The organism is Jeongeupia sp. USM3 (assembly GCF_001808185.1).
Taxonomy (GTDB): domain Bacteria; phylum Pseudomonadota; class Gammaproteobacteria; order Burkholderiales; family Chitinibacteraceae; genus Jeongeupia.
This window is the reverse complement of record NZ_CP017668.1, coordinates 2,241,305-2,253,227: the sequence shown is the minus strand read 5'-3', so window position 1 is coordinate 2,253,227 and position 11,923 is coordinate 2,241,305. Positions and strand designations below refer to the sequence as shown.

The window sequence follows — 11,923 nt, the reverse complement described above, 5'->3', positions numbered from 1 at the left end:
GGCTATATTTTGTAAACAGGTTCTCAGCAGGAGGTGCGTGCGATGAATCTCAAGGACAAGCTGCCGCATGTCGTCGACTCGCAGATCGACGCCGAGCTTCAGGGCACGCGTGCCCGGGAGGCGTGGCGGGTATTCGGGATCATGGCCGAATTCGTCGAAGCGACCGAGCGCCTGCAACGGATCCAGCCGGCGGTGTCGATCTTCGGCTCGGCACGCATCGGGCGCGACCACGCCTATTATAAGCGCACCGAGGAGATTGCCCGGCGGCTGTCGGATGCCGGCTTCGCGGTGATCTCGGGCGGCGGGCCGGGGCTGATGGAGGCGGCGAACAAGGGCGCCTACGACGGCGCGAGCCCGTCGGTCGGGCTCAACATCCAGCTGCAGCACGAGCAGAGCAACAACCCGTATCAGGACGTCAGCCAGAGTTTCCGCCACTTCTTCGCGCGCAAGGTGATGTTCGTCAAGCACGCCAGCGCCTACGTGGTGATGCCGGGGGGCTTCGGCACGCTCGACGAGCTGACCGAGGCGCTGACGCTGATCCAGACCGGCAAGTCGCGCAAGATGCCGATCATCCTCGTCGGCAGCGACTTCTGGTCAGGGCTGATCGACTGGTTCCGCGTGCGCCTGGTTGCCGACGGCATGATCAATGCCGCCGATCTGGACCTGGTGCAGCTGATCGACGATCCGGCGGCGATCGTCGAGGCGATCTTCCGCTTCTTCGAGACGCGCGGCTTCGAGATGTCGCCCGCAGAGCGCGAAATGCAGTTCAGCCTGTGAGCCGGGGCGGTGCTTTCGGTAGAATGCCCGGAAGAACACGGCCCGCCGGGCCGGGGGGAGCCCTGATGAAATCCATGCTGACCAGCCTGATGCTGCTCGCCAGCGGCGCAACGATGGCCGAGCTGCCGCCGATCGATCCGCCGCCGCCGCCGCCGCAATCGGTACCGGCCGAACAACTGCCGCCGGTGACCAAACCCAAGGCCAACAAGGCGGTCGGCGAGCCCGAAGTGCGCATCATCGAGAAGGCCGACGCGACGATCGCCGAGTACCGGATGAACGGCAGGCTCTACATGATGAAGGTCACGCCCAAGGTCGGCGCGCCGTACGTCCTCTATGACCACGAAGGCAACGGCCAGTTCGACCGGATCGACGGCGCCGATTCGGGCGGTGCGCGCCTGTCGGTGCCGCAGTGGACGCTGTTCTCGTGGTAAGCATGCCGGCCGCCGCTCGTCGGCAGCGGCCCGCTTGCGTACACTCCGCCCCTCACCCGTCCGCGCCGTACTGAATCCACATGTCCGTCTTCACTACCGTCACGCCCGATGAAATGGGCGCCTTCCTCAAGCGCTACGCCATCGGCGGTCTGGTCGAGCTCAAGGGCATCGCGGCCGGCATCACCAATACCAATTACTTCGTCACGACCACGCACGGCCGCTACGTGCTGACCCTGTTCGAGACGCTGCGGGCCGACGAGCTGCCTTACTACGTCAATCTGCTCGCGCATCTGGCGCAGCACGGCATCGCCGTCGCCGGGCCGATCGCCAACCACGACAATGCCTTCGTCGATACGCTGAACGGCAAGCCGACGCTGCTGGTCAACTGCCTGCCCGGCGCCGTGATCGATACGCCGAATGCCGCACAGTGCCGCGAGGTCGGCGAGATGCTGGCGCAGATGCATCTGGCCGCGCGGCATTACCGCGGCCACATGGCCAACCCGCGCGGCGCGGCGTGGCGCGAGTCGGTCGCGGCCGAGGTGTATCCGTTCATGCCGGCCGACGATGCGGCCGAACTCGCGGCCGAGGTCGCGTCGCTGGCAGCGCAGGACTTCGCCGCCTTGCCGGCCGGCGTCATCCACGCCGACCTGTTCCGCGACAACGCGCTGATCGACGGCGACCGCGTCGGCGGCTTCATCGACTTCTACTACGCCTGCAACGACACGCTGGCCTATGACGTCGCGATCACGCTCAACGACTGGTGCGTGCGGAACGACGGCGACATCGACGCCGACCGTGCCCGCGCGCTGCTCGCCGGCTATCAGGGCGTCCGGGCTTTCGAGCCGGCCGAGCTTGCCGCGTGGCCGCAACTGCTGCGCGCCGCGGCGGTGCGCTTCTGGGTGTCGCGGCTGTACGATTTCCACAAGCCGGCTGCCGGCGAGATGACCTTCGCCAAGGACCCGGGCCACTTCCAGCGCGTGCTGCGGCAGCACGTCGCGCGCACGGATTTCTGGCTTTAAAATCAATGTAACGATGATTCTGGATCGCCGGCTGCTGCCGGCGATCTCGTTTGGAGACGACGATGTCGTTCATGACCGAACTCGCCGCGCTGCTCGACCCGGCCGGCATCCTCACCGGCGCACAGATCGACGGCTATCTGCTCGACAACCGCCGCCGCTACCACGGCGCCGCGCAGGCGGTGGTGCGGCCGCGCTCGACCGCGGAAGTCGCCGCGGTGATGAAGCTGGCGCACGCGCACGGCGTGCCGGTGGTGCCGCAGGGCGGCAATACCGGCAACTGCGGTGCGGCGACGCCGGACGACAGCGGCACGGCGATCGTGCTGTCGCTCGAACGGATGAACCGCATCCGCGAGGTCGACGCCGACAACAACACGATCACCGTCGATGCCGGCACCGTCGTCGCCGACGTGCAGGCCGCCGCGCGTGCCGCCGGCAGGCTGTTTGCCGCCGACTGGGGCGCGGTCGGCTCGGCGCGGATCGGGGGTGCGCTGGGGACCAATGCCGGCGGCGTCAACGTGCTCCACTACGGCAATATGCGCGAGCTGACGCTGGGGCTCGAGGTCGTGCTGGCCGACGGCACCGTCTGGGACGGGCTGCGGGGCCTGCGCAAGGACAACACCGGTTACGATTTGAAGCAGCTGTTCATCGGCTCGGAAGGCACGCTCGGCGTGATCACCGCTGCGGTGCTCAAGCTGTCGCCGCTGCTGTCGGCGCAGGCGACCGCGCTGGTCGCGCTCGAGACGCCGGACGCCGCGGTGACCCTGCTGCGCGGACTGCAGGACCGGGTCGGCGAACGGGTGACGTCGTTCGAGCTGGTGTCGCGCCGCTGTTGGGAACTGCTCGCCGAACACTGCCCCGAACTGCCGCAGCCCTTCGATGCACCGCCGGCGTGGACCGTGCTGGTCGAGCTGTCCGACGGCGGCAGCCCGGCGGCGCTGACCGAGCGGCTGGCCGAGGCGCTGTTCGACCTCGGCCACGAGGAGGTGCTGCTGGCGCAGAGCGTGACCGAGGCGCAGGACTTCTGGCGCCTGCGCGAACACATCCCCGAGTCGCAGCGTCGCCGCGGTGTGAGCATCAAGCACGACATCGCCGTGCCGGTCTCGCACATCCCGGCCTTCATGACCGAGGCGGAAACAGCGCTCAAGGCCGCATTTCCCGACCTCGACCTTGTCGCTTTCGGCCACGTCGGCGACGGCAACCTGCACTACAACGTCTTCCTCGGCGACCTGTCGAAAGCCGTCTACGAGCGCGAGCCGGCGGTCAACGCCGTCGTCTATGCGGTGGTCGCCAAGCATCAGGGCACGATCAGCGCCGAGCACGGCGTCGGCCAGCTCAAGCGCGACCAGCTGCCGCTGTACCGCAGCGGGATCGAGCTGGACCTGATGCGGCGAATCAAGGCCGCGCTCGATCCGCAAGGGATCATGAATCCGGGCAAGGTGCTCTAAACCTGTCCCATTCGGCGGCTGCGCCTGCGCATCTCGCTTTCGTCCGATGCTCCGAACCCCGCAAGGGGGCTACCTTCGGGTCGTCCTCATGGACTTAATGTCCATTCCGGTTTCTGCGCTTCGGGCGTAAGCGATCTGCTTTGGCTCGCGCGCCGACTGGAACAGGTTTGATTGCTGTCAGCGGTTCTGAGTCGCCCACTGATGCCAAACGTCGAACGCTTGCGGGTGGCGGGCGGCGACGGCCGAGCGGGTCCACGGGTCGCAGTCCCAGTAGCTGCGGCCCTTGAGCGTGCCGAGCACGCAGCCGGCCTCCTCGGCGATCAGCGCGCCGGCGGCGTAGTCCCACAGCCTTTGCGCGCCGTGCAGCATCAGGTCGAAACGGCCGGCGGCGAGGTAGCACCAGTCGAGCGTCGCGGCGCCGTAGTTGCGCTGGCTGGTGAACGGCGCGACGGTGACGATGCGCACCGGCAGGTGGCCGCCGAGGTATTTCGGTTCGACCGCGGCGATCGAATCGGATATCCGCACCGGTTCGGCCGGGGCTTCGAGCCGTTCGCCGTTCAGCCAGGCACCGGCACCGCGCCGGGCGGTGAAGCATTCGTCGAGCACCGGCGCGTAGATCGCGCCGTATTCGGAACGGCCGTGCCGCCATAACGCGATCGACACGGTGAAATAGGGCAGGCCGTGGGCGAAGTTGCTGGTGCCGTCGATCGGGTCGACGATCCACAGCCCGTCCGGATTGGCGTCGAGCAGCGCCTTCTGGTCGGCCGCGCACATTTCCTCGCCGAGCACCGGGTAGGGGGCGATCTCGGGCAGCGCCCGCATCAGCCAGGCCTGGCTGGCGAGGTCGGCCTCGGTGAGCAGCGTGCCGTCGTGCTTGCGGCGCGCGGTGACCTGGCGGAAACGCGGCATGATCTCGCTGGCCGAGACGTCGCGGGCGCAGTCGGACATTCGGGCAAGCAGGTCGGTATCGGACACGGCGGACTCCTTGATTCAAACACCAGTTTGCCTGCCGCCGGCCGTTGCCGGCAATCCCCGGTCCCGTCACCCCGGGCGAACTGGCAGACAGCCAAAAAAAACAGCCCGCACGGGGCGGGCTGCTTGATGTGGTCGACCGGGGCGACGGCCCCGGCGTCGAACGGGTCTCAGTACGGCCAGACCCAGTTCTTCACTTCCGGCATGTCGTCACCGTGCTCGGCGATGTACTGACCGTGCTCGACCAGCTTGTCGGCAAACTTCTGCCGCACGTGGGCGCCGATCTTGGACAGCTTCGGCACGCGGTCGATCACGTCGATCGCCAGGTTGAAGCGGTCGAGCTGGTTGACGACGACCATGTCGAACGGCGTCGAGGTCGAACCTTCTTCCTTGTAGCCGCGCGCATGGATGTTGCTGTGGCCGTTGCGGCGGTAGCACAGGCGGTGGATCAGCCACGGGTAGCCGTGGAAGGCGAACATGATCGGCTTGTCGGCGGTGAAGATCGAATCGAACTCGCGGTTCGACAGGCCGTGCGGGTGCTCTTCCTTCGGCTGCAGCGTCATCAGGTCGACGACGTTGACGAAGCGGATCTTCAGGTCCGGGAAGTGCTGGCGCAGCAGGTCGGTTGCGGCCAGTGCTTCCATGGTCGGGATTTCACCGGCGCAGGCCATCACCACGTCCGGCTCGCCGCCGTCGTCGTTCGACGCCCAGTCCCAGATGCCCAGGCCCTTGGTGCAGTGCTTGATCGCCTGATCCATGGTCAGGTACTGCAGCGCGGGCTGCTTGCCGGCCACGACGACGTTCACGTAGTGGCGCGAACGCAGGCAGTGGTCGGTCACCGACAGCAGGGTGTTCGCGTCAGGCGGCAGGTAGACGCGGATCACTTCGGCACGCTTGTTGACGACGTGGTCGATAAAGCCCGGATCCTGGTGCGAGAAGCCGTTGTGGTCCTGACGCCAGACGTGGCTGGTCAGCAGGTAGTTCAGCGACGGCAGCGGCTTGCGCCAGTTGATGTGGCGGGTGGTCTTCAGCCACTTGGCGTGCTGGTTGAACATCGAGTCGACGACGTGGATGAACGCTTCGTAGCAGCTGAAGAAGCCGTGGCGACCGGTGAGGTTGTAGCCTTCGAGCCAGCCCTGGCAGGTGTGCTCGGAGAGGATTTCCATCACGCGACCGTCTTGCGACAGCGTGTCGTTGTGTTCGTCTTCCGGCAGGTAGTCGGCGAACCAGGTCTTGCCGGTTTCCTCGAACACGTTGTTCCAGCGGTTCGACGCGGTTTCGTCCGGGCCGACGATGCGGAAGTTGCGCTGCTCTTCGTTTTCCTTCATCACGTCGCGCAGCAGCTTGCCCATTTCACGGGTGGCTTCGGCGTTGACGGTGCCCGGCTTGTCGAACTTGACTTCGTAGTTGCGGAAGTCCGGCATGCGCAGGTCTTTCGAAGCCTGGCCGTGGACGACCGGGTTCGAGCCCATGCGGTGCTGCGCCTTCGGTGCAAGCTCGGTGAGTTCGGCCTTGACCGAGCCGTCGGCGTTGAACAGCGTTTCCGGCTCGTACGACTTGAGCCAGTTTTCCAGGTTGTGGACGTTTTCGGCGTCGATGTCCGAGAACGGCACCTGGTGGCTGCGCCAGTAGTCCTCGACCTTCTTGCCCTTGATTTCCTTCGGACCGGTCCAGCCCTTCGGCGTGCGCATCACGATCATCGGCCATTGCGGGCGGGTGATCGGCTTGCCGGCGGCGATCTCGGCCTTGGCGGCTTCGCGGATTGCGTTCAGCTCGTCCAGGCAGGCGTCCATCGTCGCAGCCATCTTCTGATGGATGTCGTGGAAGGTCGCGTGCTTGTCGTTGAAGGTTTCGTGCTTCAGTTCGACGAAATGCGGCTTGTAGCCATAGCCTTCGAACAGCTTGGTGATTTCTTCCTTCGACAGACGCGCCAGCACGGTCGGGTTGGCGATCTTGTAGCCGTTCAGGTGCAGGATCGGCAGCACGAAACCGTCGTTGACCGGGTGCAGGTACTTGTTCGAGTGCCAGCTGGCCGCGAGCGGGCCGGTTTCGGCTTCGCCGTCGCCGACCACGGCGATCACGACCTGGTCCGGATGGTCGAACGCCGCGCCGTAGGCGTGCGAGACCGAGTAACCGAGTTCACCGCCTTCGTGCATCGAGCCCGGGGTTTCCGGGGCGACGTGCGACGGAATGCCGCGCGGGAACGAGAACTGCTTGAAGAGACGCTGCATGCCGCCTTCGGTGCGGTCGATGCTCGGATAGAACTCTTCGTAGCTGCCTTCCAGCCAGGTGTTGGCCACCAGACCCGGGCCGCCATGGCCAGGACCGGTGATGTAGATCATGTTCAGTTCGCGCTCTTTGATGAGGCGGTTGGCGTGAACGTAGATGAAGTTCAGGCCCGGCGTCGTGCCCCAGTGGCCGAGCAGGCGGGGCTTGATGTGCTTGCGCTCCAGCGGCTCCTTCAGCAGGGGGTTGTCGAGCAGATAGATCTGGCCGACCGACAGGTAGTTTGCGGCCTGCCAGTAGCGGTGCATCTTGTCGAGGAGGTCTTGGGAAAGCGGTTGTTGAGCCACGTGTTCACCTCATTGCTGATAGAAATGGAGCGTCGGCACACCGGATGCCGACGGTTGCTAACGAGTATATGCGGTCCGGCTGACGGGCCTATGACCAAGGTCAAAGGCGGGCGGTGTCAATACGGCGCTACCCGTGCGTGGAGCAACAAGCTTCTACCGTTTGTCGTGTAATGACAAGTGGGAATAATTCTAAGTTCAACGGAATGTCGGAGACAGTGACAAAAAGCCCGCCAGCAAGGCTGGCGGGCTTTTCCGGGGCGGCGACCGCGGCCGGCGCTCAGTAGTGGAAGAACACCAGCGAGGTGATCACGAAGCACGGCAGCAGGATCACGACCGACCAGAGCATGTAGCCGAAGAAGCTCGGCATCTTCACGCCGCGGTCCTCGGCGACGGCCTTGACCATGAAGTTCGGCGCATTGCCGATATAGGTCATCGCGCCCATGAACACCGCGCCGGCCGAGATTGCCAGCAGGGTCGACGCCATCGGCCCCATCATGTGCGCCGCGTCGCCGTGGGCGAGGTTGAAGAACACCAGATACGTCGGCGCGTTGTCGAGGAAGCTCGACAGGATGCCGGTCATCCAGAAGTACATCGAGTCGATCGGCGCACCGCCCGAATCGCTGACCAGCCGGACCAGCGACGCGAGCTGGCCGGCCTCGCCGGCGCGCAGGATCGCGATCGCCGGCGCCATCGCCAGGAAGATGCCGATGAACAGCTTGGCGACTTCGAGGATCGGGTCCCAGTTGAAGTCGTTGCCGGCACGGATCTGCTTGGGGGTGAACTTCAGCGACACCAGCGCGATGACGATCAGCAGCACGTCGCGGACGATGTCCTGCAGGCCGACTTCGGTGCCGAGCACGTGGAAGTCGATGCCCGGCTTCCACACGCCCGACATCACCACCGCGGCGACGACGGCGGCAATCAGCAGGAAGTTGAACTTGCCGTAGAGCTTGATGCCGGAGTCCGGCGTCGGATCGACCGCCTTGACCTCGTCTTCCTTGCTGTAGAAATGGCGGTCGATGAAGTAGAACAGCGTCAGCAGGATCGCCGAATTGAGCGCCACCAGCGGCAGCATGTGCTCGAGCGTCCAGAAGAAACTGATGCCCTTGAGGAAGCCGAGGAACAGCGGCGGATCGCCGATCGGCGTCAGCCCGCCGCCGATGTTGGCGACGAGGAAGATGAAGAACACCACGACGTGGACATTGTGCTTGCGGTTGTCGTTGGCCTTCAGCAGCGGACGGATCAGCAGCATCGCCGCGCCGGTCGTCCCCATGATCGACGCGCACACGGTGCCGAGCGCGAGGATCGCGGTGTTGACCTTGGGCGAGCCGTGCAGATTGCCCCAGACGAGGATGCCGCCCGAGACCGTGTACAGCGCGAACAGCAGCAGGATGAAGGGGATGTATTCGTCGATCAGCGCGTGCGCGACGACGCCGGTGGCGGCACCGCCGCCGAAGGTCAGCGCGAACGGCACCAGGAAGGCCAGCGCCCAGAATGCCGAGATCTTGCCGAAATGCGAGTGCCAGAAGTGCGGCGCCAGCAGCGGGAACAGCGCGATCGACAGCAGGATGCCGACAAAGGGCAGCATCCAGGCGAGGCTGAGCTGGGCGCCATCGACGTCGGCGGCGTGGGCCAGCGCCGGCAGCGCGGCGAGCAGCAGGGGAAGGAGTCGTTTCATGTCGTCCGGGTCGGTCGGTGCGGCCGCGGGCCGCGTTACTGGGTGTGCTTCTGGATGAACTCGATCTTGTAGCCGTCCGGATCCTCGACGAAGGCGATGACCGTCGTGCCGTGTTTCATCGGGCCCGGTTCGCGTACGACCTTGCCGCCCCTGGCGCGCACGGCCTCACAGGTCGCAACGATGTCGTCGGTTTCGATCGCGATATGGCCGTAGGCGTTGCCGGGCTCGTAGGCCGCGGTATCCCAGTTGTGGGTCAGCTCGAGCACGGCGGTATCGGCCTCGTTGCCATAGCCGACGAAGGCCAGCGTGAAGCGGCCTTCCGGGTAATCCTGACGGCGCAGCAGGCGCATGCCGAGCACTTCGGTATAGAAGGCCAGCGCGCGGTCGAGATCGCCGACGCGCAGCATGGTGTGAAGAAGGCGCACGGTGGGTTCTCCTCGGATAGGGGCGGATTGGAAGCGTAAAAGTTTAGCCCGATGTGAGTATTGCCATACAGCGGCATATTGCCGCGGCATTTTTGTCGTGGCCCGGCCGATTCCTGACGGATCAGGGTTGACAGGGAACGTGGTCCGCCATTAAGATGCGCGTCTTGTTTTGGAAGGGTCGTTAGCTCAGTTGGTAGAGCAGCGGACTTTTAATCCGTTGGTCGCAGGTTCGAGTCCCGCACGACCCACCATCCAGAACTTGACAAGCTGGCAATTGCTTCTATATAGTTGCCGCTCTCGGGCTGTTAGCTCAGTTGGTAGAGCAGCGGACTCTTAATCCGTAGGTCGAGTGTTCGAGCCACTCACAGCCCACCAGTTTCACCAGAAAAGCCAGTCGAAAGACTGGCTTTTTTGCGTTTGGCCACCGCAAGGCAGGTGGCAGCGGGAAAGGAAATGCAAGGACTGCAGCACTGGACACTCAAACTGGCGCGACTGGCGGGGCCGTACGCGCTGCTGCTGGCCGGCCGGCTGCTGATCGACACCGACTGGGCGCCGTCGCGGCTGCTGTTTTCGCTGCTCGTCTACCTGGTCTTCGCGATCATCCTCAACCGCTGGGCCTCGGTCGGCGCCGCGCTCGGCCTCGAGGGCTTTCTGACCCATGCCAGCTGGGCCAAGGAGGCGCTGACCGGCGAGACGCTGGTCGCGCGCGATGTGCTCGAGGTCTCGCAGGGGGCATCGCTGGCGAGCTATCTCGGCTGGGAAATGATCGCGTTCGCGGCCCTGTTCGTCGTCGCGCTGGGCGTCGGCCTGTGGAAGCGGCCGCGGTTCTCGTGGTGGCGGCTGGCGGCCGGGCTGGTCCTGCCGGCGATGCTCGGCCTGCGGCTGGGCGACGCCGGCGCCGCGTCCAAGGCGGTCAGCACCACGCTGGCCGAGGTGTTCCGCGCACCGTACCTGTCGTACAACTTCAACGAGAACGCCAAGCAGAACGGCATCATCGCGCATCTGTACTACACCGCCGAGAGCATCAAGCTGCCGCGGCGCGGGCCGCACGCGTTCTACGACAACCCGCCGGCCGTGCTCGACCCGGCGCCCGAACCCGATGTCGCGCTGATCCTGTGCGAGGCGTGCTTCACCACCGCCGACGACCGCTTCCGCACGCCGATCGCCGAACTGACGACGCAGGGCTTCGTCCAGTCGACCGCGATCAGCCCGGTCTACGGCGGCGGCACGTCGGAGGCCGAGTTCGAGCTGCTCGCCGGGCTGTCGTCGCAGGTGCTGCCCGGTGTCGACTACCAGAACTTCGGCCCAGACTACCGCGACGGCGCCGAATCGCTGGTGTCGCACTTCAATGCCGCCGGTTATTTCACCGCCGGCATCCACAATTTCTACGGCTCGTTCTGGAAGCGCGACACCGTCTACAAGCGTTTCGGCTTCGACGAACAGCATTTCGTCGAGACGATGGACTGGCACACGCGGACCTGGCCGTCCGACGCGCTCTTGTACCGGCGTGCGCTCGACGTCTACGCGGCCCGCCCGGCGAAGCAGAAGCAGTTCCTGTTCCTGGTGACGGTGATGACGCACGGCGCCTACCGCAGCAGCGACGACGGCGAGACCGACTACCGCAAGCGGCTCGGCGCGGCCGTCGCCGAGATGCAGAAATTTGTCGCCGAGCTGGAAAAACGCGCGAAGAAGCGCAAGCGGCCGCTGACGGTCATCGTCGTCGGCGACCACAAGCCGTCGCTGACCGCGGTCTTCCACCGCAAGGGCGTGTTCGACGCGAGCTATTTCCGGACCACCGGTGCGAGCAATGGCGACTTCCGTTTCGCCTACAAGCTGAGCCCGATGCAGTACCGCGTTCGCGGCGAGGTGCCGGTGTTCATCAAGACCAGCGGCAAGGGCAATGCCGATCCGGCCGCGATGGCCGGGCGCGTCGCCGAGCGGCCGATGTTCTGCTTGTCGAGCGAGGTTGCGCGCTTGGCGAGTGGCAACGACCGCTTCTGGCCGGCGCTGGCCGGGATTTGCGAGCGCAGCCCGGACGCGCTGTCGAAGCACGGCAGGGTGTGGCAGACGGTGTTTCCGTTGCCTTTGTATGCGGAGCGGTTGTTCTAGGCGTTTGTGGCGTTTTCGGAGGTGCTGTGTTTAGCGCCGTCGGCGCGGTGTGAAAGGCGTTGATTGCCGGTTCCGCCCGGCGGACGTGATACTTTCTTTTGCTTCGCCAAAAGAAAGTATCCAAAGAAAAGGCGCCCCCGCATCCGCGCCCCTTCGGGGTACCCTGCGATGCTCGCAAAGCACGGCGGCTGCGCAACTCGGCCTGCGGCCTCAAACAGTGCTCGCCGAAACCCCGTGCTCCGCTGTGCTTCTCGGCGCTTCTGAGGGGCCCGGGTGGTATGCAACAGGCAGTGAACAAACACGTGGCAAACCAATTGCGGTGAAAAGTGCGCCGCCTTTCATCCCGTTCGCCAGCGCCGAGGAGTGGAGCGAGACGAGCGGTTTGATCGCTTGGCTCGCGACCGATCGAGGGCAGCCCGGAGGGCCGCAGGGCGCGGGTCGCCTTTGGGGTGAAGGGGGCTTTGGCGAGACAAAGCTCCCTTCCCGTACGCGCG

The 11,923-nt window shown here is 65.4% G+C and carries 9 protein-coding genes and 2 tRNA genes; 7 read left to right on the top strand and 4 right to left on the bottom strand.

The genetic code is table 11. The features are described from left to right. Window positions 1-42 precede the first annotated feature (42 nt). The 4 genes from BJP62_RS10635 (at window position 43) to BJP62_RS10620 (ending at window position 3,672) form a co-directional block, all read left to right on the top strand. Complete coding sequence (locus tag BJP62_RS10635) at window positions 43-777, top strand: TIGR00730 family Rossman fold protein (RefSeq protein ID WP_070529611.1); 735 nt, start codon at window positions 43-45, stop codon at window positions 775-777. A 65-nt stretch (window positions 778-842) separates the two neighbouring features. Further along, on the top strand, window positions 843-1,208 hold the full coding sequence (locus BJP62_RS10630; RefSeq protein WP_070529610.1) for a DUF2782 domain-containing protein: 366 nt from the start codon (window positions 843-845) through the stop codon (window positions 1,206-1,208). Window positions 1,209-1,288: 80 nt separating this feature from the next. Further along, entirely contained in the window at window positions 1,289-2,227 is a 939-nt protein-coding gene (locus BJP62_RS10625; protein WP_070529609.1) for a homoserine kinase, read from the top strand. 62 nt (window positions 2,228-2,289) lie between these two features. After that, complete coding sequence (locus tag BJP62_RS10620; protein WP_070529608.1) at window positions 2,290-3,672, top strand: FAD-binding oxidoreductase; 1,383 nt, start codon at window positions 2,290-2,292, stop codon at window positions 3,670-3,672. Between the two features lie 177 nt (window positions 3,673-3,849). Here the strand turns inward: BJP62_RS10620 and BJP62_RS10615 are convergent, their stop codons facing one another. From BJP62_RS10615 to gloA, 4 genes are all read right to left on the bottom strand, one after another. Then, a complete protein-coding gene (locus BJP62_RS10615) occupies window positions 3,850-4,647 on the bottom strand; it encodes an inositol monophosphatase family protein (RefSeq protein ID WP_308417864.1) in 798 nt (265 codons plus the stop codon). A gap of 167 nt (window positions 4,648-4,814) precedes the next feature. Further along, the gene (locus BJP62_RS10610; RefSeq protein ID WP_236943598.1) at window positions 4,815-7,217 is read right to left on the bottom strand and encodes a phosphoketolase; all 2,403 of its coding nucleotides are present in this window, start codon (window positions 7,215-7,217) and stop codon (window positions 4,815-4,817) included. 277 nt (window positions 7,218-7,494) lie between these two features. Beyond that, on the bottom strand, window positions 7,495-8,895 hold the full coding sequence (locus tag BJP62_RS10605; RefSeq protein WP_070529607.1) for a sodium:proton antiporter: 1,401 nt from the start codon (window positions 8,893-8,895) through the stop codon (window positions 7,495-7,497). A gap of 35 nt (window positions 8,896-8,930) precedes the next feature. Further along, window positions 8,931-9,320, bottom strand: coding sequence for a lactoylglutathione lyase (gene gloA / locus BJP62_RS10600; RefSeq protein ID WP_070529606.1), 390 nt, complete (start codon window positions 9,318-9,320; stop codon window positions 8,931-8,933). A 175-nt stretch (window positions 9,321-9,495) separates the two neighbouring features. On the opposite strand from gloA, the gene BJP62_RS10595 reads away from it, so the two are divergent. From BJP62_RS10595 to BJP62_RS10585, 3 genes are all read left to right on the top strand, one after another. Further along, a tRNA-Lys gene (locus tag BJP62_RS10595) sits at window positions 9,496-9,571 on the top strand. Window positions 9,572-9,619: 48 nt separating this feature from the next. Continuing rightward, window positions 9,620-9,695: transfer RNA gene (locus BJP62_RS10590), tRNA-Lys, on the top strand. Window positions 9,696-9,773: 78 nt separating this feature from the next. Further along, on the top strand, window positions 9,774-11,429 hold the full coding sequence (locus tag BJP62_RS10585; RefSeq protein WP_070529605.1) for an LTA synthase family protein: 1,656 nt from the start codon (window positions 9,774-9,776) through the stop codon (window positions 11,427-11,429). Window positions 11,430-11,923: the final 494 nt, after the last annotated feature.

Coding starts and splice junctions, on each gene's coding strand:
- BJP62_RS10620 (WP_070529608.1), top strand. CDS start 2,290: ATGTCGTTCATGACCGAACTCGCCGCGCTGCTCGACCCGGCCGGCATC.
- BJP62_RS10605 (WP_070529607.1), bottom strand. CDS start 8,895: ATGAAACGACTCCTTCCCCTGCTGCTCGCCGCGCTGCCGGCGCTGGCC.
- BJP62_RS10585 (WP_070529605.1), top strand. CDS start 9,774: ATGCAAGGACTGCAGCACTGGACACTCAAACTGGCGCGACTGGCGGGG.
- BJP62_RS10635 (WP_070529611.1), top strand. CDS start 43: ATGAATCTCAAGGACAAGCTGCCGCATGTCGTCGACTCGCAGATCGAC.
- BJP62_RS10630 (WP_070529610.1), top strand. CDS start 843: ATGAAATCCATGCTGACCAGCCTGATGCTGCTCGCCAGCGGCGCAACG.
- BJP62_RS10625 (WP_070529609.1), top strand. CDS start 1,289: ATGTCCGTCTTCACTACCGTCACGCCCGATGAAATGGGCGCCTTCCTC.